The 21,093-nt window shown below is 66.5% G+C and carries 20 protein-coding genes; 9 read left to right on the forward strand and 11 right to left on the reverse strand.

Features of this window, described 5'->3' with window-relative positions; genetic code table 11:
- Positions 1-343: 343 nt before the first annotated feature.
- The gene (locus ACFWB0_RS23615; RefSeq protein WP_378492831.1) at positions 344-1,663 is read left to right on the forward strand and encodes a PhoH family protein; all 1,320 of its coding nucleotides are present in this window, start codon (positions 344-346) and stop codon (positions 1,661-1,663) included.
- A 69-nt stretch (positions 1,664-1,732) separates the two neighbouring features.
- On the opposite strand, the gene ACFWB0_RS23620 is transcribed toward ACFWB0_RS23615, so the two are convergent.
- Entirely contained in the window at positions 1,733-2,143 is a 411-nt protein-coding gene (locus ACFWB0_RS23620) for a carboxymuconolactone decarboxylase family protein (RefSeq protein WP_378492832.1), read from the reverse strand.
- 52 nt (positions 2,144-2,195) lie between these two features.
- Positions 2,196-2,627: a limonene-1,2-epoxide hydrolase family protein gene (locus ACFWB0_RS23625; RefSeq protein ID WP_378492833.1), complete on the reverse strand. Its 432-nt coding sequence runs from the start codon at positions 2,625-2,627 to the stop codon at positions 2,196-2,198.
- A gap of 244 nt (positions 2,628-2,871) precedes the next feature.
- On the opposite strand from ACFWB0_RS23625, the gene ACFWB0_RS23630 reads away from it, so the two are divergent.
- Positions 2,872-3,489: an LGFP repeat-containing protein gene (locus tag ACFWB0_RS23630; protein WP_378492834.1), complete on the forward strand. Its 618-nt coding sequence runs from the start codon at positions 2,872-2,874 to the stop codon at positions 3,487-3,489.
- A gap of 73 nt (positions 3,490-3,562) precedes the next feature.
- On the opposite strand, the gene ACFWB0_RS23635 is transcribed toward ACFWB0_RS23630, so the two are convergent.
- Together ACFWB0_RS23635 and glpX are read right to left on the reverse strand one after the other, a co-directional pair.
- Complete coding sequence (locus ACFWB0_RS23635) at positions 3,563-4,981, reverse strand: class II fumarate hydratase (RefSeq protein ID WP_378492835.1); 1,419 nt, start codon at positions 4,979-4,981, stop codon at positions 3,563-3,565.
- An 87-nt stretch (positions 4,982-5,068) separates the two neighbouring features.
- Positions 5,069-6,106 carry a class II fructose-bisphosphatase gene (glpX, locus tag ACFWB0_RS23640; protein ID WP_378492836.1) on the reverse strand — a complete coding sequence of 346 codons (1,038 nt, stop codon included), beginning with the start codon at positions 6,104-6,106 and terminating at the stop codon, positions 5,069-5,071.
- A gap of 189 nt (positions 6,107-6,295) precedes the next feature.
- On the opposite strand from glpX, the gene ACFWB0_RS23645 reads away from it, so the two are divergent.
- A complete protein-coding gene (locus ACFWB0_RS23645; RefSeq protein WP_378492837.1) occupies positions 6,296-6,865 on the forward strand; it encodes a DUF4245 domain-containing protein in 570 nt (189 codons plus the stop codon).
- A 4-nt stretch (positions 6,866-6,869) separates the two neighbouring features.
- Here ACFWB0_RS23645 and ACFWB0_RS23650 read toward each other — a convergent pair whose 3' ends face one another.
- From ACFWB0_RS23650 to ACFWB0_RS23660, 3 genes are read right to left on the reverse strand one after another with little or no spacing between them, the layout of a single operon-like run.
- Positions 6,870-7,100 (reverse strand): exodeoxyribonuclease VII small subunit, encoded by a 231-nt coding sequence (locus ACFWB0_RS23650; protein ID WP_378492838.1) that lies wholly within the window; start codon positions 7,098-7,100, stop codon positions 6,870-6,872.
- Positions 7,101-7,111: 11 nt separating this feature from the next.
- Entirely contained in the window at positions 7,112-8,359 is a 1,248-nt protein-coding gene (gene xseA / locus ACFWB0_RS23655; RefSeq protein WP_378492839.1) for an exodeoxyribonuclease VII large subunit, read from the reverse strand.
- Positions 8,356-9,162 carry a lipid droplet-associated protein gene (locus ACFWB0_RS23660; protein WP_378492840.1) on the reverse strand — a complete coding sequence of 269 codons (807 nt, stop codon included), beginning with the start codon at positions 9,160-9,162 and terminating at the stop codon, positions 8,356-8,358. Before ACFWB0_RS23660 ends, xseA begins: the two co-directional genes overlap by 4 nt.
- Positions 9,163-9,240: 78 nt before the next feature.
- Here ACFWB0_RS23660 and ACFWB0_RS23665 point away from each other — a divergent pair, with 78 nt between their 5' ends.
- Positions 9,241-10,239, forward strand: coding sequence for a 4-hydroxy-3-methylbut-2-enyl diphosphate reductase (locus tag ACFWB0_RS23665; protein WP_378492841.1), 999 nt, complete (start codon positions 9,241-9,243; stop codon positions 10,237-10,239).
- 17 nt (positions 10,240-10,256) lie between these two features.
- On the opposite strand, the gene ACFWB0_RS23670 is transcribed toward ACFWB0_RS23665, so the two are convergent.
- Together ACFWB0_RS23670 and ACFWB0_RS23675 are read right to left on the reverse strand one after the other, a co-directional pair.
- Positions 10,257-11,186, reverse strand: a complete 930-nt coding sequence (locus tag ACFWB0_RS23670) for a DUF6542 domain-containing protein (protein WP_378492842.1) — start codon at positions 11,184-11,186, stop codon at positions 10,257-10,259.
- A 24-nt stretch (positions 11,187-11,210) separates the two neighbouring features.
- A complete protein-coding gene (locus ACFWB0_RS23675) occupies positions 11,211-12,374 on the reverse strand; it encodes a DNA recombination protein RmuC (protein ID WP_378492843.1) in 1,164 nt (387 codons plus the stop codon).
- A gap of 78 nt (positions 12,375-12,452) precedes the next feature.
- Here ACFWB0_RS23675 and ACFWB0_RS23680 point away from each other — a divergent pair, with 78 nt between their 5' ends.
- Positions 12,453-13,631 carry an exonuclease SbcCD subunit D gene (locus tag ACFWB0_RS23680; protein WP_378492844.1) on the forward strand — a complete coding sequence of 393 codons (1,179 nt, stop codon included), beginning with the start codon at positions 12,453-12,455 and terminating at the stop codon, positions 13,629-13,631.
- Positions 13,628-16,606, forward strand: coding sequence for an AAA family ATPase (locus ACFWB0_RS23685; protein WP_378492845.1), 2,979 nt, complete (start codon positions 13,628-13,630; stop codon positions 16,604-16,606). Before ACFWB0_RS23680 ends, ACFWB0_RS23685 begins: the two co-directional genes overlap by 4 nt.
- Before the next feature lie 26 nt (positions 16,607-16,632).
- Here the strand turns inward: ACFWB0_RS23685 and ACFWB0_RS23690 are convergent, their stop codons facing one another.
- On the reverse strand, positions 16,633-17,856 hold the full coding sequence (locus ACFWB0_RS23690) for an AI-2E family transporter (RefSeq protein ID WP_378492846.1): 1,224 nt from the start codon (positions 17,854-17,856) through the stop codon (positions 16,633-16,635).
- Positions 17,857-18,174: 318 nt separating this feature from the next.
- Here ACFWB0_RS23690 and ACFWB0_RS23695 point away from each other — a divergent pair, with 318 nt between their 5' ends.
- The 3 genes from ACFWB0_RS23695 (at position 18,175) to ACFWB0_RS23705 (ending at position 20,149) form a co-directional block, all read left to right on the forward strand.
- Positions 18,175-18,486, forward strand: coding sequence for a hypothetical protein (locus ACFWB0_RS23695; RefSeq protein WP_378492847.1), 312 nt, complete (start codon positions 18,175-18,177; stop codon positions 18,484-18,486).
- 36 nt (positions 18,487-18,522) lie between these two features.
- Positions 18,523-19,602, forward strand: coding sequence for a redox-regulated ATPase YchF (ychF, locus tag ACFWB0_RS23700; protein WP_378492848.1), 1,080 nt, complete (start codon positions 18,523-18,525; stop codon positions 19,600-19,602).
- A 115-nt stretch (positions 19,603-19,717) separates the two neighbouring features.
- Positions 19,718-20,149: a MepB family protein gene (locus ACFWB0_RS23705; protein ID WP_378492849.1), complete on the forward strand. Its 432-nt coding sequence runs from the start codon at positions 19,718-19,720 to the stop codon at positions 20,147-20,149.
- 262 nt (positions 20,150-20,411) lie between these two features.
- On the opposite strand, the gene ACFWB0_RS23710 is transcribed toward ACFWB0_RS23705, so the two are convergent.
- The gene (locus tag ACFWB0_RS23710) at positions 20,412-21,011 is read right to left on the reverse strand and encodes an alpha/beta hydrolase fold domain-containing protein (RefSeq protein WP_378492850.1); all 600 of its coding nucleotides are present in this window, start codon (positions 21,009-21,011) and stop codon (positions 20,412-20,414) included.
- Between the last annotated feature and the right edge of the window lie 82 nt (positions 21,012-21,093).

Raw genomic sequence — 21,093 nt, forward strand, 5'->3', positions numbered from 1 at the left:
GGTCTGCACCGAATTCGGTGCAGACCGGGCTCACGTCGTCTCTCGCTCGGGCCGTGAGTGTCGGCGACGGCCGGCGGCGCTGCCGTGATGTCATGCAGGCGGAACAGCTGCGTTCATCCGAACTTCACCGACACGCCTCGCCGCTACCGAGCGAACCGGGCGTGTCAGGGTTAGCGTCGGTGTTGTAGACGGTGCAGTGCCGGCTACACGGGAGGTCCCTGATCGTGCGGCAGAACAGTCCGAGCGAGGGGCCGGCACCCGGCCCTCGTGTCCGTGAGGACCACCAGGGAGCGACCGGCCACCGAACAATCTGCGCGGTGTCGCGCAGGTCGAGGAGCCTCACGTGAACGCAACACGCTCCGTCCCAGCCGTACGCACCTACGTGCTGGACACTTCCGTATTGCTCTCCGACCCGTGGGCGGTCACGAGATTCGCCGAACACGAAGTCGTGCTTCCCCTGGTGGTGATCGGCGAACTCGAAGGCAAGCGCCACCACCACGAACTCGGATGGTTCGCGCGGGAGTCACTGCGGTTGCTCGACGACCTGCGGCAGCGACACGGTCGGCTCGACCGCCCGATCCCGGTCGGCGACGCCGGTGGGATGCTGCACGTGGAGCTCAACCACACCGATCCGATGGTCCTGCCCTCCGGCTTCCGAACCGACTCGAACGACTCGCGGATCCTCGCGTGCGCGATGAATCTCGCAGCGGAGGGTCGCGACGTCATCCTCGTCAGCAAGGACACGCCGCTGCGGGTCAAGGCCGGTGCCGTCGGCCTGACCGCGGACGAATACCACGCGCAGGATGTGGTCACGTCGGGCTGGAGCGGCATGACCGAACTCGAGGTCGACAAGGCGCTCATCGACGAGTTGTTCGCCGGGGGCGTCGTCGACCTCGAAGCAGCCCGGGACCTGCCGTGTCATACCGGTATCCGGCTGCTGGGGGGATCGTCGAGCGCGCTCGGTCGCGTCACCGCCGACAAGCAGGTGCAGCTGGTGCGCGGAGACCGCGAGGCATTCGGTCTGCACGGCCGCTCCGCCGAGCAGCGGGTCGCGCTGGATCTGCTCCTCGACGAATCCGTCGGCATCGTGTCGCTGGGAGGTAAGGCAGGAACCGGCAAGTCGGCGTTGGCCCTCACGGCCGGCCTGGAGGCGGTGCTCGAGAAGCGCTCCCATCGCAAGGTTGTGGTGTTCCGGCCCCTCTACGCCGTCGGCGGTCAGGAACTCGGCTATCTCCCGGGGACCGAAGCCGAGAAGATGAATCCGTGGGGGCAGGCCGTGTTCGACACCCTCGAAGGGCTTGCGAGCCCACAGGTGATGGAGGAGGTCATGGCCCGCGGGATGCTGGAAGTGTTGCCGCTCACCCATATTCGCGGACGATCGCTGCACGACTCGTTCGTGATCGTCGACGAGGCGCAATCTCTCGAACGCAATGTGCTGCTGACGGTGCTGTCGCGGCTCGGTGCCGGGTCGCGGGTGGTGCTCACGCACGATGTCGCGCAACGAGACAACCTTCGTGTCGGGCGGTACGACGGGGTAGCGGCGGTGATCGAGAAGCTCAAGGGCCACCCGCTGTTCGCGCACATCACCTTGACCCGCAGTGAGCGGTCGCCGATCGCGGCGCTCGTGACCGAGATGCTCGAGGAGTTCGCGCCGGGCTCTTGAGTCATCGGCCGATGTCACCTTCAGTACGCGGAGATAGCTGAAGGTGACATTCGGCCATGTGGCCGTGGGTTATTCGGAGTCGGGGAGGGCGCCGAGTTCGGCCTCGAGGACTTCCTGCACGACGCGCATCGCAGCGAGTGCTGCGGGGGCGCCGCAGTATGCGCTGCAATGGATCACCGATTCGACGATTTCGGTGCGGGTCAGGCCGTTCCGTAGTGCGCCTCGCACGTGGCCGCGCAACTCGTTCTCGGCGCGCAGCGCGATGAGCATGCCGAGATTGAGCAGGCTGCGACTACGGCGATCGAGGCCCGGCCGCGACCACACTGCACCCCAAGCATGCTCGGTGACGAACTCCTGCATCGCCTCTGCATCGGTGCCGCGCGCGCGGTCGAATGCGCGCTCGACGAAGTCGTCTCCCATGACTTCGCGCCGGATCTCGAGTCCCGCCGTGAATCCCGGACTGTGCTCGGCGTCGGACATGTCACTGCTCCCTGTTCGATCGCCACCGAACTGTTCGGTGGCCGCAGAGAGTCTACGGCCGCCGGAAGACCGCCCGAACGAGACCGGCCGCAACAGCGCCCAGGAATCCGAGGACATCGAAGTGGTCGCGCCACGCCAGGATGCGTCCGTCGCGCAGTTCGAACGTGCCGCACACCGGGAGGACTATCTCGATGCGCCCGGCGCGGATCACGTCGGTGCGTTCGGTGAGGACGACGTCGGCGCTTTCGGCAGCAATGTGGTGCACCACGACGTCGAAACCGATCCACGGTTTCTCGAGGCCCGCGAGCACCGAGCTGATCCTGCGGGCGCCACGCAGGGTGGGAAGCGAGGTGTTGTGCCACGACATGTCGTCGTCCATGAGGGGCTTCGTGTCGCGGGGCCGGCTTTCGGCCAAAGCTTCGAGGAACTCCCGGACCACTGTGATGGCGGTATCGGGTGTGGTCGTCGCCGCGATGGCATTCACGTGCTTCCCCCTTTTGTCGACTGTGGGCATGGTACGGCGTCGATGTCGAGGTATCGACGAGAACGATCTTCTCGAAATCGAATCGAGTTGGGTAGAGGTCGACGAGTCGGTGCCTACCGAAGAAAGTGGACTTATCCAGATCGAACGGCTACGAACACCGGTTGAGGGTGGTTACGTTCGGGTCGTCCGCTTGTCCTATCCCGCGCGGGGCCACCGGCGCGGGGGATCAGACAGGAGAAGGTCCATGAATCGAATCAACCGTCGAATGGCAGCCACAGTTGCTGCGCTCGCTGCCGTCGGCCTGGTCGCCTCGGCATGCGGCGACGACACCAGTGCAGAAGACGTTGTCGGTAGCGCCACGAGCGTCGTCGAGTCCGCAGCCGAAAGCGTCGTGTCCGAGGTGCAGGGCTCTGACGAGACCACCGGCGCTGAAGAGACGACAGGTGCTGAGGAGACCACAGGCACCGAAGGGGAAGAAGGCACCGAGCCGGCGGAGGATCAGACCAGTGCAGTTCCCGGACCGGACGGCGAATCGGTCGAACTGAGCGGTCAGATCCTCGCCAAGTACAACGAGGTCGGCGGTGAATCGAGCCCGCTCGGCATGGCCACCGGAAACCAGGAGGACGTCGGCGACGGCAATATCGCCGAGTTCGACGGGGGCATCATCGCGTGGAGTCCCGACACCGACGCCCACATCGTGTGGGGCGAGATCCGAGTTGCGTGGGAGGCAGAAGGCGGCGCAGGCGGCGAACTCGGTTTCCCCGTCAGCGATGAGCAACCCACAGACGGGGGTATGCAGAGCAATTTCGAGAACGGCTACATCACCTACATCGACGGACAGACCGAGGTGACGATGAACTGACGCGGGTCCCGGCCCCGGGTGCGGGGCCGGGACATTCCATCTCCGGACTCTCCGTCACTGCTCGGACTCTCCGTCACTGCTCGGGTTCGACCTTCGCCATCGCGAGTACGTCGAGGCGACGGTCGAGTTCGTCCTCGCTGAGATTCTCGCCGATGAGCCCGCGATCGACGACCGTCTGCCGGATCGTCTTACGCTCCTTCAACGCCTCTTTCGCCACCGCGGCAGCCTCTTCGTAGCCGATCGCGGAGTTCAGGGGCGTCACGATCGACGGCGACGACTCGGCGAGGGTGCGCAGATGTTCGACGTTCGCGACGAGCCCTACGATGCACCGGTCGGCGAACAGCCGAGAGACGTTGGCGAGCAGCCGGATCGATTCGAGCACGTTCCGCGCCATCATCGGGATGTAGACGTTCAGTTCGAATGCGCCCGCCGCGCCGCCCCACGCGACCGCGGCATCGTTTCCGACGACCTGCGCGGCTACTTGCGTAACTGCCTCGGGGAGAACAGGATTGACCTTTCCCGGCATGATGGAACTTCCGGGCTGCAGATCGGGAAGCTGGATCTCGGCGAGACCGGTCAACGGACCCGACCCCATCCAGCGGACATCGTTGGCAATCTTGGTCAGCGACACTGCGATCGTGCGTAACGCACCTGACACCTCGACGAGGCCGTCCCGGGCCGCCTGTGCCTCGAACCGGTCCTTCGCCGGCTTCAACGCATCGACGCCGGTGGCCTTGACGAGTTCGGCGACGACCCGCGGCCCGAAGTCGTCGGGTGCGTTCAGCCCGGTGCCGACGGCGGTCCCGCCGATGGGAAGTTCGCCGAGGCGCGGCAAAGTGGCTTGCACCCGCTCGATTCCGGCTTCGATCTGGCGGGCGTATCCACCGAATTCCTGACCGAGAGTGACGGGTACGGCGTCCATCAGGTGTGTGCGACCCGATTTGACGACCGTGCGCCACTCGGAGGCCTTGTCGCTCAGCGCACCGTGGAGTTGCTGGAGCGCCGGAACGAGATCGGCCACCGCCGCTTCGGTCGCAGCGACATGCGTCGAGGTGGGGAACGTGTCGTTCGACGACTGCGACATGTTGACGTGATCGTTCGGATGGACCGTGACGCCCGCCTGCGAGGCGATCGACGCGATGACCTCGTTGGTGTTCATGTTCGAGCTTGTGCCCGAACCGGTTTGGAACACATCGATCGGAAACTGGTCGTCGTGTTTGCCGTCGGCGATCTCGCGAGCGGCAGCAATGATCGCGGCCGCCTTCTCAGGATCGAGGAGACCGAGATCCTTGTTGACCTGCGCGCATGCGCCTTTGAGGAGTCCGAGGGCGCGGATCTGTGCGCGGTCGAGGCCGCGGCCGGAGATCGGGAAATTCTCGACAGCGCGCTGTGTCTGTGCGCGCCAGAGGGCATCGACCGGGACCCGGACCTCGCCCATGGTGTCGTGCTCGATGCGGTACTGGGGGGAAGACTGCTCGGAAGTGTCGGTCATACCGTCCACGGTAGGCCCGCCGCAGAGAACTGTGGGGTGCCCCGGAGCAGAACATGTTCCGGGGCACCCCACAGCGGTACTGCAGGATCAGGGGAGCGGCGGCGCAGCGCCGTCGACACCCTGGAAATCGATCGACGAGAACTCGCCGAGCTTCTTGAGCCGGTGGTATGCCTCGACCATGCGGACCGTGCCGGACTTGCTGCGCATGACGATCGACTGCGTTTCCGCTCCACCCGGTGTGTACCGGACACCACGCAGCAGTTCACCGTCGGTCACACCGGTCGCGCAGAAGAAGATGTTCTCGCCCGTCACCAGGTCGTTCGTGGTGAGCACGCGGTCGAGGTCGTGACCGGCGTCGAGGGCCTTCTGACGCTCGGCGTCGTCCTTCGGAGCCAGCCGACCCTGCAGAGCGCCACCCATGCACCGCATCGCGGCGGCAGCGATGATGCCCTCGGGGGTACCGCCGATCCCGAGCAGCATGTCGACACCTGAGCCGGGCCGCGCAGCGGCGATGGCGCCGGCGACGTCGCCGTCGGAGATCAACCGGATGCGGGCACCTGCCGCACGCACCTCGCTGATGATTCCTGCGTGACGCTCGCGATCGAGGATCGTGACCGTGAGATCGGGGATCGCGATGCTCTTGGCCTTCGCCACACGCCGGATGTTCTCCGCGACCGGGGCAGTGATGTCGATGACGTCGGCGGCTTCGGGGCCCACCGCGATCTTCTCCATGTAGAACACGGCCGACGGATCGAACATCGCGCCGCGCTCGGCGACAGCGAGCACTGCGATCGCGCCGGGCGCGCCCTTCGACATGAGGGTGGTGCCGTCGATCGGGTCCACCGCGACATCGCACAGCGGGCCGTCACCGTTGCCGACTTCCTCGCCGTTGTACAGCATGGGCGCTTCGTCCTTCTCGCCCTCGCCGATCACGACGACGCCCTGCATCGACACCGAGCTCACCATGTGGCGCATGGCGTCGACGGCGGCGCCGTCGCCGCCCTCCTTGTCGCCGCGTCCGACCCAGCGGCCTGCTGCCATCGCTGCGGCCTCGGTGACGCGCACCAGTTCGAGCGCGAGGTTGCGGTCGGGAGCTTCGCGGCGCTGTGGGGTGCTGGCCGTCATGGGCTACTGCCTCCTGCTGAAAGTCGGTCGACGCTCGAGTGGCGTCGGCACATATGTGGCCGCCGGGATCGGGGCCGCACGATCGGATGGGTGTTTCGCGTGGTCATTGTCTCATCACCTGGGCCTCGATGACGTGTCGGACCCAGGGCAGGCGGACCGCCCACCGGCGCGGGCTGTCAGACTGGTTGCGTGGCTCCCAAGAAACCTCGCATCCTGAACGACACCCGCGATATGGCCTGGTCGCTGATTCCGCTGGTTGTCGCAATGCTGCTCATTGCCGGAGTCGCGAGCCAATGCTCCTTCAGCCCAGGCGGTCCGACCGCGGGGCCTGCACCGACGTTCGATCTCGATGCAGGCCTGAAGTACGACGCGAAGGAACTGGGCTTCCCCATCCGGCACCCCGAGGTACCCGAGGGCTGGCAGTCCAATTCGGGGAGCCGCAGCATCATCTCCGGAAGCGAAGGCGGCGATTCGAGCACCGTGGGGTTCGTCACCGCCGGGGGTCGCTACGTGCGCCTCACCCAGTCCGACGCAGGCGAAGACGAACTGGTCCGGTTCGTGGCCGGCCAATCCCGCCGAGTTACCGGCGCGCAGCAGATCGGCGCCCGGGATTGGACGGTCTACGGGGGCGAAGGCGTCGAAGCGCTGTGGGTATCGGACTTCGGTGACGTCCGCATCCTGGTCGGCGGTTCGGGCACCGACGAGGAGCTGTCCGAGCTCGCCGCCACGGTCGGTGTCGCCGAGCCGCTGGAGCCCTGACGGCCTAGTCTTCGTCGTCGGTGTCCTCCGCGTGCGCGAGTGCGTTCTCGACCCGCTGACGTGCACCGGCGAGGTGCTCCTCGCACCGCGTGGCCAGCGCTTCACCGCGCTCCCACAACGCGAGTGAATCGTCCAGGTCCAGACCGCCCTGCTCGAGCATCTTGACGACGTTCACCAGCTCGTCGCGCGCGCGTTCGTAGCCGAGTTCGGCAATGTCGGAATTCGTATCGCTCACAGAGTGATCCTCTACTTCTCTCGTCCCATGACGACGGCCCGCACGGCGCCGTCACCCACCCGCACCCGCAGTTGTGTGCCCGGCGGGGCATCGTCGACCGATCGCACCACCTCGGGATCGTCGTCCCCCACGATCCGCTGCACCACGGCATAGCCGCGAGCGAGCGTTGCCGCAGGTCCGAGTGTGGACAGGCGTGCCCGCAGATGCTCGACGGTCGTAGCCTCCGCCGACACCGACCGCGAGATGTCGCGGCGCGCGGCCAGCCGGAGTCGTTCGATCTCGTCGGCACGCCGGTCGAGTGCGTCGATCGGATCGGCCAGCACCGGTCGGTCACGCAGCTGGGCGATCACGTGTTCTTCGCGCCGCACCCAGTTCCGCAGAGCGCCAGCGGCCCGGGCACGGAGGTCGTCGACGAGATCCTGCTCGGCGACCGCGTCGGGTACCACTCGTTTCGCAGCGTCGGTGGGGGTTGCGGCCCGCAGGTCGGCGACATAATCGGACAGTGGGCTGTCGGGTTCGTGCCCGATCGCGCTGACCACGGGGGTGGTGCACGCGACGATTGCGCGGCACAGGGCCTCATCGGAGAACGGCAGGAGATCCTCGGGGCTGCCGCCGCCGCGCGCGAGGATGATGACATCCACGTCGGGGTCCTTGTCGAGAGCGGCGAGCGCGTCGAGGATCTGGGGCACCGCGGTCGGGCCCTGGACCGGGGTGTTGCGAATATCGAACTGCACGGCCGGCCACCGCCGCTCCGCGACCGACACCACGTCGCGTTCGGCTGCACTCGCCCGTCCGGTGATCAGACCGATGCGCTGCGGCAGGAACGGCAGCGGGCGCTTGAGTCGCGGATCGAACAGGCCCTCCGCGGCGAGGAGCTTGCGCAGACGTTCGAGGCGGGCGAGCAGCTCCCCGACACCGACCGGCCGGATCTCGGTGATCCTCAACGCCAGGCTGCCACGACCGGGCCAGAACGTGATCCTGCCGAACACCACGACGCTGGTGCCCTCGCTGAGCGGTACTTCGGACGCGCGGAGTAGCTGCGGGTCGCAGGTGAGCTGCAAAGACATGTCGACCGACGGGTCGCGCAAGGTCAGGAAGGCGGTCCGGGTGCCGGGCCGGGCGTTGATCTGGGTGAGCTGACCTTCCACCCATACGGTGCCGAGCTTGTCGATCCACCCGGAGATCTTCTGTGACACGGTGCGTACCGGCCACGGGTTCTCCGGCGAGTTGGTGCGGCCCTCGGCCTGAGCGGTGCTCACTTGCGTTCGGCGCTGGAGATCCGGTTGGACAGCATCGTGACGAACGGAGCTCGCTCGGCGTTCGCGTTCTCATAGGTGAGCAACGCGGTGAGATCCTCGACCGACAGCGTGCGGAGACGGGCGCGCAGTTGCGCGAGCGTCAGGGAGTCGTAATCGAGGTACTCGGCGATCTCGGACGGCTGTGTAGGGGTGGGGGCCTTTGCCGCAGGCTTCTTTGCCGCCCGCTTCTTCGCCGGTGAGGTTTTCGTCACAGTGGTCTTCGTGGCGGAGGTCTGCGTGGCAGCTGGTTTCCTCGCAGGGGCCTTCCTGGCGGGGGTCTTCTTGGCGGGCGGCTTCGCCGTCCCGGTCGCAGCAGGGGCCTTCGCTGCAGGGGCGGGCGACTCGGAGTTCGTGGCAGTGGGGGCGGGCGACTCCGTCATCGCACGGTCTGCGGCGCGGTTGCCTGCCGTCTCACCCGGCGCCGTCGAGTACAGCGCGAAACGACCGGGCGCCGATGCGGGGTCCGGGGCAGGCGCATCGACCGGCTTCACCGGTGCATCGTTGCTGGTGGCGGGCTCTTCGTCTTCGTCGAACACTGCCCACTCGGGATTTTCGGAGATCTCCGATCCGAACACTTCGAACAGTTGATCGCCCTTGATCGCCAGGCCGGTCATCACCTGCTGCATTCGCATCGCCGTCTGCAGGATCTGGCTCACCGTGGTCATCGGGAGCGCAATGGCAGTACTCGGAAGTCGGAGGGTCTCTTCGTACGCGGTGACGGCCACGCCGGCGGCCACTCGTGCCAGGAACGGTGGACGGATCATTGTCTCAGCCTGCCTCACGATCGTTGTCTTTGGTAGCCGAGCGGGTCGATGCGACCGCTCAGCCCGTAGTCTGGGGGTATGTCTGCGCCTGTCCCGCTCGAAGTAGGAATTACACGGTCACCCGGCACATCGTTGCCGGGGAAGCGCGTCCTTCTCGCCGAGCCGAGAGGTTACTGCGCCGGGGTCGACCGTGCAGTGGAGACCGTCGAGAAGAGTCTCGAGAAGCACGGCGCTCCGCTCTACGTCCGTAAAGAAATCGTCCACAACCGCCACGTCGTGGAGACCCTTGCTGCGCAGGGCGTCGTATTCGTCGACGAGACCGACGAGGTCCCCGAGGGGTCGGTCCTCGTGTTCTCCGCGCACGGCGTGTCCCCGGCGGTGCACGAGGCCGCGGCGTCCCGCAGCCTGCACACGATCGATGCAACCTGCCCGCTGGTGACGAAGGTGCACCAGGAAGCGAAGCGGTTCGCCCGCGACGACTACGACATCCTGCTCATCGGCCACGAAGGTCACGAGGAGGTCGAAGGTACCGCAGGCGAGGCACCCGACCACGTTCAGCTCGTCGACGGCCCCGACTCGGTCGACGCCGTGACGGTGCGCGACCCGTCGAAGGTGATCTGGCTGTCGCAGACCACCCTGAGCGTCGACGAGACGATGGCCACCGTGGAGCGGCTGCGCGAGAAGTTCCCGCTGCTGCAGGATCCGCCGAGCGACGACATCTGCTACGCCACCCAGAACCGTCAGGTCGCGGTGAAGGCGATGGCACCGGAATGCGATCTGGTGATCGTGGTCGGCTCGCAGAACTCGTCGAACTCCGTGCGGCTCGTCGAGGTTGCGCTCGGTGCAGGCGCAAAGGCGTCGTACCTGGTGGACTACGCCCGTGAGGTCGACCTCGCGTGGCTCGAGGGCGTCGAGACGGTCGGTATCACCTCGGGTGCCTCCGTTCCGGAAATCCTGGTCCGTGGCGTGATCGACCTGCTCGACGAGCACGGGTTCCACACTGTGCAGTCGGTGACCACCGCGAACGAGACCCTCGTGTTCGCGCTGCCGCGGGAGCTTCGGAACCCACGCCCCTGACGGACTCCCGTCCTGCCTCAGTCCTCGACGCGATCCCGGTAGCGCACGACCGGTGGCCGATATGACGGCGCCTGCCTCGTCGTACCGGCCGTCGGTGCGGGCTGAGGGGTGGGTTGAGGGGTGCGGAGAGCACCTTCCTCGGGTCGCGGGCGTCGCCGCTGGGGCGCATCCCGCCTCGGATCGACATCGCCGCGGCGCGGAGCAGGCGCGGCGCGCGCTGCCGGGTCGCTCGCGGGCGGAGCTGCGCTGCGTCGACGGGGCGCAGCCGAGCTGCCGCGCGAGGTGGTGACGTCGCGGACCGAGGCTTTCGCCATCGGAGGCTCGCTCTGCTCTGCGCGCATAGGCCTGCGCGTCGCGGAGGTGCGCGGCGCCGTAGCCCTGCGTGGCGCGTCGGCCGGATTCGGTTCGTCCTGCGCAGGACGCTTCGCGGCACCTCGGCGCGCAGACCGGGAAGTGGCACCACGTGGCGGTGCGGCCCTACGGGACCGTGGGGCGCGCGCCCGGACACTCGCGTTCTGCTTCGCGAGGAAGATCCGTGTACCACCGATCGCCAGCACTGCAACGGTGGCCAGCAACATCGCCGGGAATCGGTTGACCAGTGGATATGCGACGTTCAACGCCAATTCCTTGAGGCCGCTCGTGCTTCCGGCCGAGAGGAACTCCTGCCCGATCGGCACCGCAAGCAACATCAGCAACGGTGGTTGAGCCATCGCGGTGAACAATCCGCGATGGCGGACCGCCGCCACGGCCGCGATACATCCGAGGACATAGAAGACAGTGAATGTGGTGGTCAGCTGGTCTCCGCCGGCCGCATCGATCAGCAGCCCGACGACGGTCACTCCGACGGCGATGAGCGGAGCACCCCACCAGGGGACACCGGGAAGCGACGGGACCAACGACCGCATGTCGAGCGGCACTGCCGAGCGAGCGCGTTGGGATGCAGACACAAGGTAAACAGTAACCCGACAGAATCAGCTTGCTTCGTCGACAGGACCGTCGGGCTCGGCGGTTTCTGCGAGCGTGCTGCGCCGTGGCCACGAGTCGACGCGTCGGACCTCGGGCACATCACCGTCGAAAATTTCCAGCTCATTGAGCTTTCGGGCCGTCACTCCGACCCGTGTCTCCATCGACGACACCGTGAGGTTGAACGAATCGACCGCTTTGCCCAATTGGCCGCCGAGCCGGTCGAGATGATCACCGACCGTGCCGAGCCGTTGGTACAGCTCCCTACCCAGCCTGTGGATGGTTGCGGCTTCCCGAGACAGGGCTTCCTGACGCCACGTGAAGGCGATCGTGCGCAACAGTGCCACGAGAGTGGTGGGGGTGGCGAGGATCACGTTCCGTGCGAACGCGTACTCGAGTAGATCCGGATCGGCGCCGAGCGCCGCGTCGAGGAACGGGTCGCCCGGCACGAACAACACCACGAACTCCGGCGTCGGATCGAACGACTCCCAATACGACTTCGCGGAAAGTTGGTCGACATGGGTGCGCAGCTGGCGTGCGTGCCGGGTCAGGTGCCGCTCACGTTGTGCCGGTTCTTCCTCCTGTGCCGCGTCGAGATACGCCGCGAACGGCACCTTGGCATCCACCACGATCTGCTTACCGCCCGCAAGGTAGACCAGCAGATCAGGGCGCACGCCCTCCTTCGAGACCTGTGTGTCGAAATCGCAGTGCCGCACCATTCCGGCGAGTTCCACGACACGCTCGAGCTGGATCTCGCCCCACCTGCCGCGCACCTGGGGTGCCCGCAGCGCCGTGACGAGCTGTTGGGTCTGCGTCGACAGCAACTGGGATGCGCGGTGCATACCTTCCACCTGCTCGGTCAGGCCCGCATACGCGTGGATCCTGCTCCGCTCGACGTTCTCGACCTGCCGGGACAGCGCCCCGACTGCCTCGTGCAACGGCCCGACCAGCCGCGACACCTGCTCGCCGACTGCCCCGGACTGTCTGCGTGCGGCATCCTCGTTCACCGCGCTCAACGACTGCCGCAAGTGCGACTCGTTGGCCTCGAGAGCGGCGAGTTTCTCTTCGGCGCGCGCTGTCCGGTCGCCGCTGCGGGACGCGTGCAGCAGCCAGCCGAGCATCACGCCGAGGAAGAGCGCGACGACGAGTCCCAGTGCGGTGAGAACTGACATGAGCCGCATGATGCCGCACGGTGCCGACAGTTACCCGGAACCGGAGCGTGTCGGTGTCTTCCTCTACCGTCTGACGACATGCGGATCCTGCACACCTCCGACTGGCACATCGGTCGCACCTTCCACGGTGTCGATCTACTCGCCGACCAGGCGGCGGCGCTCGCCGCGGTCGCCGAGGTCGTGGCGGAGCGCGGTGTCGACGTCGTGGTGGTGCCGGGCGACATCTACGACCGCTCCATCCCGAGCGCCGACGCCGTCGCAGTGTGCAACGCCGGGCTCGAAGCGATCCGCGCCGCTGGCGCAGTGATCATCGCGACGTCCGGTAATCACGATTCGCCTGTGCGCCTCGGATCGGGCGCCGCGTTCGCTGCCCACGGCGGACTCCACCTGATCACTCGGGTTTCGCAGGTCGATCGGCCGGTGGTGCTGAACGACGCGCACGGGCCGGTCGCGTTCTACGGCATCCCGTATCTCGAACCGGAGATCACCCGAGCCGAACTCGACGTACCCGGTGCGCGCTCGCACCAGGAGATCCTCGACGCCGCGATGGCAAGGGTGCAGGCCGATGCCGCCGGTCGCGACGGCCACACCGTGGTGCTGGCACATGCTTTCGTCGTGGGTGGAGAGCCGACGGAGTCGGAACGGTCGATCTCGGTCGGCGGTGTCGAGACCGTGTCCGCGACCACCTTCGGCGGTGCCGATTATGTGGCCCTCGGACACTTGCATTCACCGCAGACGGTGTCCGAACACGTCCGGTATTCGGGTTCGTTGCTGCCGTACTCGTTCGGTGAGCGCTCACACCGCAAGGCGATGTGGCTCGTCGACCTCGACGAGACGGGGCTCGCGTCCGTCGACCGTGTCGACCTTCCGGTGGTGCGAGAACTGACGCAGCTCACCGGCAACCTCGACGATCTGCTCGCAGATCCGGCCCACGAGAACGCCGAAGATCACTATGTGGCGGCGGCCCTCACCGACCGTGCCCGCCCGGTCGACGCGATGCGGCGGCTGCAGGAACGGTTCCCGCATGCGGTACACGTGCAGTGGGAACGCCCCGCGTCGGAATCCGAGGGCAGCTACCGCGAGAAGGTGCGTGGCCGCACCGACTTCGAGATCGCCTCGTCGTTTCTCACCGACGTCCGATCAGAGCCGTCCACACGCGAAACGGGATGGTTCGAGCAAGCTCTCCGCGACGGCGATCGACGGCGCGGGATCGGCGACGAGCCCGGTCGGGACGAGCGGGCGGACGTACCGGCATGAGATTGCATTCGATCGAGATCACCGCTTTCGGGCCGTTCGCCGACACAGTCGCCATCGACTTCGACGACCTCGGCGCCGACGGCCTGTTCCTCCTGCACGGGCAGACCGGCGCGGGGAAGACGTCGATCCTCGACGCAGTCGCGTTCGCGCTCTACGGGACGGTGCCCGGTGCCCGCGCCGAGGGGCGCAGGCTGCTGTCCGACCATGCACCCGTGGGTGCCGTCCCGACGGTCTGCCTCGAGGCGACGATCGCCGGGCGGCGACTGCGCATCGCGCGCAGCCCCGAATTCGAACGCCCGAAGAAACGCGGCGTCGGTACTACCAAGCAGAACGCGAAAGCGACCCTGGAATGGCTCGACGGCACCGGGGAGAACCTGTCGCGCAGCCAAGAGATCGGCGACGTGGTCAAGGGGTTGCTCGGGATGAGCGCCGAACAGTTCTTCCAGGTGGTGTTGCTGCCGCAAGGCGAGTTCGCGAAGTTCCTGCGGGCGGACAGTGAGGAGCGAGGCAAACTTCTCGAGCGATTGTTCGACACCACGAGATTCGGCGACGTCGAGCAGTGGTTCCGCGAGCGCCGCGGATCCGGCGCGAAAGCACTAGCCGAACAACAACAGGCCGTCGACGTCCTCGCCGCGAAGGTCGCTGCGGCCGCAGGTATCGAGGCCGGGGCCGACGCCGAGCCGGTCGAATGGGCCCACAGATTGCTCGCCGACGCCGCCGACGTCCGGGATTCGACCGCAGCCGCGCACGCCGACGCCCGCGACACCGACCGCAGCAACCGCGCGGCACTCGACAGCGCGGTCGCACTGAAAGAACGGATTCGACGCCGCGCCGAAGCACTCGAAATCCAGGCCGGGCTCGACGCCGCAGAGCCGGAGCGCGCGGCGATGGTCGTCGAACGCGATGCCGCGCATCGCGCACGACTGGTCGCGGTCCTCGACCGTGAAGCGGCCGGCGCTGTCGCCGACACCGAGTCGGCGCAGGCCGAACTCGACTCCGCCGCAGCTGTTCTGACGAAGTCGGCCGAGGGGCGTGCCCTGCTCGGCGAGGTGCCGGGGCAGCCCGACGACAGCGACCGCGCACTGATCCGCCCCCGCTGCGAGCAGTGGTCCAGTGAAGTGACCCGACTCGACACCTTGATCGAGCAGCAGCGAAGAATCGCCGACATCGGCTCCCGCCGTGCGGCGTTGGAAGAGAAGCGTCGGACGGCCACTGCAGAACTCGAGGGCGTTGCCGCCGAACGTGCCGCGCTTCCCGGCCGGGTCGCGGAGGCTACGACCGCGGTCGCGGACTCGGAGAAGGCTGTTGCGTCGCTTCCCGGGCTCCGTGAGGCCCGCGACCGAGCCGCGGATGCGCTTGCCGCCGCCGGTGAACTGCGCTTGCGCAGTACAGAACTCGAGAAACTGGAGAAGGCGTCCGTGCAGCGCCATGCGGACCATAATCTGGCGCACGAGGCACTGCTCGACATTCGTGCGCGTCGAATCGCCGGCATGGCCGCCGAGCTGGCAGCCAGGCTGGCCGAGGGCGACCCCTGCGAGGTCTGCGGCGCGGTGGAACATCCGTCACCCGCGCAGGCCGAACCCGACGCCGCGACCAAGGACGACGAAGAACGCGCCCATGCCGCCGAGCAGCGGGCAGCGAAGGCACTCACCGATGCGCGCGCAGCCGTCGGAGATGTCGCGAGCACCGTGGCGATCCTGCGTCAACGCAGCGGCGACACGTTCGAAGACGATCTGGCCGCAGTGCACCGGGACGCTGTCCGGGCACACGACACCGCAGCTACGGCGGCGGCGCAGCTGGATCGACGCCGACGCGAGGTCGACGACCTTCAGGCGCGCGATCTCGCACTGCACTCCCGCGAGCGGGAAACCGAGACCGCCCTCACCGGCATTGCCCGCGACGATGCCGTACTCGCTTCGGAAGCCGATGAGATCGGTCGCCGTATCGCAGCGGCAATCGACGGCAGCGAATCGTTGACTGCCAGACGTGACCGACTCGCGGCTCTGGTGGAAGCCGCCACCGCATGGCTCGATGCACGCCTCCGGGTCGCGCAGGTGCGCTCGGTCGCGCAGAAGCGAGCGCGTGAAGCGGAGGTCGCCGCAATCGACGGCGGATTCACCGACTTGGCGCAGGCGCGTGCTGCCCTGCGTCCTGATTCACGGGTTGCCGAAATCGAGCGTGAACTCCGCGATGCCGAGAACCGGCGGGCAATCGTCACCGCTGTGCTCGCCGAACCCGAGATCGCTGTACTCACCGGCGACGAGGTCGTCGACATCGACGCTGCGCGCGCGGTGGTCGACTCCGGCGCCGCGGCACTCGAATCCGCGCTCGCTGCCGCGACCGAGGCGCATCGCCGTCACACCGATGTCACCACCTATGCGAGCCGGCTCGAGCAGGCCTATGCGGCACTGGTTCCGTTGCGCGACGAGCAGGCCCAACTCACCGCCCTCGCCGACGTCGTCGCCGGTGGGGGAGCGAACAACCGCAAGATGTCGTTGCGTTCCTACGTGCTCGCTGCGCGGCTCGAGGAAGTGGCGGAGTCGGCATCCGACCGGTTGCGCAGAATGTCCGGTGGCCGATACGAATTCGTGCACAGCGACGCGGTGGGCAGCCACGGCAAGCGAGGCGGACTGGGCCTCGACATCCACGACGAGTACACGGGTGCGGTGCGCTCCACCAAGACGCTCTCGGGCGGCGAGTCGTTCCAGGCGTCCCTCGCGCTGGCTCTCGGGCTCGCGGATGTCGTTGCTGCCGAAGCCGGTGGCGTGGTGATCGACACCATGTTCATAGACGAGGGGTTCGGCACCCTCGATGCCGATGCGCTCGACGCAGTGATGGGTGTTCTCGACGAACTGCGGGCCGGTGGCCGTGTGGTGGGTGTGGTCAGCCACGTCGACGAACTACGACAGCGAATCCCGAGCCGTCTGCATGTGCTGCGCGGCCGAACCGGTTCCACCGTGCAGATCGCCGGCTGACGACGCCACCGAGATCCGCTGTGGGCCTATGAGTCGGTAGCGGACGTGTTCGGGTCGGGCGCCGAGGTGCTTCCGGGCGCCGGCAAGGCCTTCGGGTCGTCGGAGGTCTCGTCGTCCTCGTCCTGTGCCCGCTCGACCGATCGTGCGTCGATCTGCTCACCGACGTAGCGGATCACCACCGCTGTGACCGCGGCCACCGGGACGGCCAGGAACGCGCCGATGATGCCGAACAGTGATGCCCCGGCCGTCACCGCGAGCAGGACCACCACGGCGTGCAGTTTCATGCTCTTCGACTGCAACACCGGCTGCAGGACATTCCCCTCGATCTGCTGCACCGCGATGATGAGGATCAGCACGATCACTGCCGTGGTGAACCCGTTCGCGACCAACGCGACCAACACAGCGAGGGCGCCGGCGACGAACGCACCGACGATCGGAATGAACCCGCCGATGAACGTCAGGATCGCGAGCACCGGAGCGAGCGGCACACCCAGGATGACGAGGCCGATACCGATGAACAACGCGTCGATGAAACTCACCAACGCCTGAGTGCGAATGAAGCCGCCTAGGGTGGTCCACATCCGCAGGAGCACCTCTTCGAGGTGACGGCCTGCCCGGCGGCCACTCACCGAGTGCAGCCACGGCACGAACCGCGGCCCGTCCTTGATGAAGAAGAATGTCAGCACGAGCACCAGGCCCAGCGTCACCAACAGCGAGCCCGCCGTGCTCACGCCGGAGAACACGCCACCCGCAATCGAGGCGGCACTGCCTTGCACACGCTCGATCACGACGTGCACCGCGTTGTCGAGCTGTTCGTCCTGCAGATTGATCGGGGGGCCCTGCACCCAGTCCTGCACGGTGTTGATGCCTTCGGTGGCCTTGTTCGCGAGGTCGGGAACCTGCGCAACCACGGACGGAACGATGCCGGCGATGATGCCGCCGACGACCGCGAAGAACAGGACGAGCGTCAGCCCGGCAGCGGCAGCGGGGGGAACTCCACGTTTGGTCATGCCACGCGTCGGTGGCCACAGGATGGTCGCCACGACGATCGCGAGGGCGATCGGCAGGATGATCACCCACATCTGCTGGATGATCCATCCGAGCACCACGGCTGCGGCGGCGATGAGAACGAGACATCCCGACCACTTCGCCAACCAGATGCCGCCGACGCCGATCAGGTTCCCACGATCGGGCTTCACAGCAGCTTTGTCGCTCGGCTTGTGGTCGGAGGTGTTCTTCGACTCGCTCAACGATGGTCCTTCCGTACGCAGGTGTTGATCACCTCGATCGATATTTGCCAATCTACGGCCAGCGTGCCGGATCTGCCGGAGGATGCGGTTTTGCCGGAGGATGCGGTTTTGCCGGATACGCCCGTGTCCAGCATGAACGCGTGGCATTCTCGATATATGTCCTTGCACATCGAGAATTACCTTTCTCGTAGGGTTATGTGTGTCATCACCGTCGCTGCATGTGCCGCAGTCCTCAGTGGGTGCGGCGAGGACGACTCGGCCACTTCGGAGGGTGTGCGCTCCTCTGTGGACGTCGCTGTCACATCCGCCCAGGAACGTGTGGAGGGGGCAGCTTCGTCCGTGCAGAGCGCCGCATCCAGTGCGGCAGAGCGGGCCGGGGGGTGGTTCGACAGCGCCAAACTCGGCGCATTCGTCGCTGCGTTCCGTGCCGCGTATCCGAACCTGTCGGCCGACCGCGAGACCCAATCGATCGAGACGATCGTCACCGAAACTTGCCCCCTGATCGAGGACGGCGCCGACGACGCCGAGGTGAATGCGAAGGTCGGCGAGCTCGCCACCAACGGCTCCGCGGAGCCGACCGAGGATCAGGCGGCGCGTATCGCCCAGTTGGTTCGGGTGGCGTGCGGATGACATATCACCGCAGTCACCACGTAGACTCCTGAACCTGTGAGCCTCACCCTCGGAATCGTCGGACTTCCCAATGTCGGCAAGTCGACCCTCTTCAATGCCCTGACCAACAACGACGTGCTGGCCGCGAACTACCCGTTCGCTACCATCGAACCCAACGTCGGCCTGGTCGAGCTGCCCGATCCGCGGCTGAGCAAGCTCGCCGAGATCTTCGGATCCGAGCGGATCCTGCCCGCGACCGTGTCCTTCGTCGACATCGCAGGCATCGTCAAGGGCGCCTCCGAAGGGGCCGGTCTCGGCAACAAGTTCCTCGCCAATATCCGCGAGGCCGACGCCATCTGTCAGGTGGTCCGTGTGTTCGCCGACGACGACGTCGTGCACGTCGACGGTCGAGTAGACCCGGCATCGGACATCGAGGTGATCGAGACCGAGCTCGTCATCGCCGATATGCAGACGTTGGAGAAGGCTCTGCCGCGGCTGGAGAAGGAAGCGAAGAAGAACAAGGAGCTCAAGCCGCTGCACGAGGAGGCGCTCGAGGCTCAGACGTTCCTCGACGAGGGCAAGACCCTGTTCAGCGTCAAAGACAAGCTCGACTTCACGCTTCTCCGTGAGCTGAGCCTGCTCACCACCAAGCCCTTCCTCTACGTCTTCAACGCCGACGAGGCCGTGCTCACCGACGAGGCGAAGGTCGCCGAGCTGCGCGCCTCCGTCGCCCCGGCCGACGCGGTGTTCCTCGATGCGAAGGTCGAGCAGGAGCTCCTCGAACTGGACGAAGAAGACCGCCAGGAAATGCTCGACTCGATCGGTCAGACCGAGCCCGGCCTGCACGCGCTCGCTCGCGCCGGTTTCCACACCCTCGGGTTGCAGACCTACCTGACGGCAGGTCCGAAGGAATCGCGCGCCTGGACGATCCACAAGGGCGACACCGCCCCTCAGGCTGCGGGCGTCATCCACACCGACTTCGAGCGCGGCTTCATCAAGGCCGAGATCGTCTCCTTCGACGACCTTGTCGAGGCCGGCTCCATGAGCGCTGCCAAGGCTGCAGGCAAGGTGCGCATGGAGGGCAAGGAATACCTCATGCAGGACGGCGACGTCGTGGAGTTCCGCTTCAACGTGTAGTCGCGTGTCGCTTCAACGTCTTGTACGAGCGCCGGATCCTCAGCGGGGGCCGGCGCTTGTGCTCTGTGCAGGGCGATCCTGGGGCCGGGTCGATCTGCCCTGGTAGATTCCTTGGGTGACATTCAGTGCGTTTGAGGCGTATGCCGCCACAGTTGGAGTGACTGCATCGGTGATGCCTGAAGCGCAGAACAGCGACTACGAGTCGGGGATTGCCAGAATCGGTGAGGAGCGCTGGCATATCAGGACCGCGCGCACGACGCCGACCAAGCCCGGTGCTTTTCTTGCGTTTTGGACGCGCGACCTGGACGGGGTGACTGCACCTTTCTCGACTGGTGCAGTACACGCGGGTCTGCTGGTATTCGTGGAACAGTACGGGAAACGCGGTGTTTTTCGCTTCACCGCGCCAGACCTTGCCAAGCTCGGAGTCACATCTGAGTCTGGGCCTGGAAAGCGAGGCTTTCGAGTGTATCCCGACTGGTGTATGCACTTGAACGCGACTGCGACGGCCACTCAACGCGCGCAATCTGCAGCGTTTCAAGCGTTCTAAGTGCTTGGGTTTCGAGGGACCGTGTGCTGGGGCGCAAGTTTCGCCTCGCTGCAGTTCGCTGGCTGGCCCCTGAGTTGGTGATGAAAGGTATACGGCCTGCGGGCACTCCTGCGAGTGGCGGCACAACACCACCTCTGCGAGCAAGAGGTAAGAGGCATCATGGCAAGGTTGCTATTTGCGGCGACGTGGTCGAATTTGGATTCAACGTGTAGTCGCGTTCCGGTTCAACCTTTGGACTGGATGAGATCCTCGGCGAACTCCGTCAGGAACTGGTCGCCCACCCGCCGTGCTGTGGGGAGATGGTGTCCAGATTGATGACGCCATGGACCATGCCGTCGAGGTGATGGTGTGCCGTGAGTCGTTCGGCTCCTCGTAGGTGCCGGGCCAGCGCTAGCCCTTCGTCGCGAAGTGGGTCGTGTTCGCTCGTGATGACCGTCGTCATCGGAGCTGCTGAAGGCGGGTTCTGCAGGGGGCTGAGTGCTTGCCCCTCGCACATTGCCGCAGTCGGTGCCCACTGCGACACGAACCATTCCAGATCCCGTGCGTTCAGGCCCCAACCCGTGCCCTTGGCCTCCACGCTGGGGCTTGAGAGAGTGAGATCCACGTTGGGGTTGATGAGGAGCAGCTGGTCGATCTCGACCTCCGATCCGTACGTCGCGAGGTAAGCGATGAGGGCTCCGGCGGAGTCTCCGGCGAGGCCTATAGGTTGGATGCTCTCAGGGCGGTTGTTGAGCCACGCAAGAACAGCGCGCACGTCTTCTATGGCCGCGGGAGCCGGGTGCTCCGGCGCGCGTCTATAGTCCACCGCGATGACATCTATTCCACTCAGCGTGGCCAGGCGTCGGCATGCGGAATGTGTCAAGGGGTTTGAGTCCAGTGGGTGTCAGGCGGCTATCGTGTCGTCCTCCACGGTGGCCTCGGGATCATCGGCTGGCCGGTTGATG

The organism is Rhodococcus sp. NPDC060086 (assembly GCF_042730275.1).
Classification (GTDB): domain Bacteria; phylum Actinomycetota; class Actinomycetes; order Mycobacteriales; family Mycobacteriaceae; genus Rhodococcus.

Coding starts and splice junctions, on each gene's coding strand:
- ACFWB0_RS23620 (WP_378492832.1), bottom strand. CDS start 2,143: ATGTCCGACGCCGAGCACAGTCCGGGATTCACGGCGGGACTCGAGATC.
- ACFWB0_RS23630 (WP_378492834.1), top strand. CDS start 2,872: ATGAATCGAATCAACCGTCGAATGGCAGCCACAGTTGCTGCGCTCGCT.
- ACFWB0_RS23635 (WP_378492835.1), bottom strand. CDS start 4,981: ATGACCGACACTTCCGAGCAGTCTTCCCCCCAGTACCGCATCGAGCAC.
- glpX (WP_378492836.1), bottom strand. CDS start 6,106: ATGACGGCCAGCACCCCACAGCGCCGCGAAGCTCCCGACCGCAACCTC.
- ACFWB0_RS23660 (WP_378492840.1), bottom strand. CDS start 9,162: ATGATCCGTCCACCGTTCCTGGCACGAGTGGCCGCCGGCGTGGCCGTC.
- ACFWB0_RS23665 (WP_378492841.1), top strand. CDS start 9,241: ATGTCTGCGCCTGTCCCGCTCGAAGTAGGAATTACACGGTCACCCGGC.
- ACFWB0_RS23675 (WP_378492843.1), bottom strand. CDS start 12,374: ATGTCAGTTCTCACCGCACTGGGACTCGTCGTCGCGCTCTTCCTCGGC.
- ACFWB0_RS23680 (WP_378492844.1), top strand. CDS start 12,453: ATGCGGATCCTGCACACCTCCGACTGGCACATCGGTCGCACCTTCCAC.
- ACFWB0_RS23685 (WP_378492845.1), top strand. CDS start 13,628: ATGAGATTGCATTCGATCGAGATCACCGCTTTCGGGCCGTTCGCCGAC.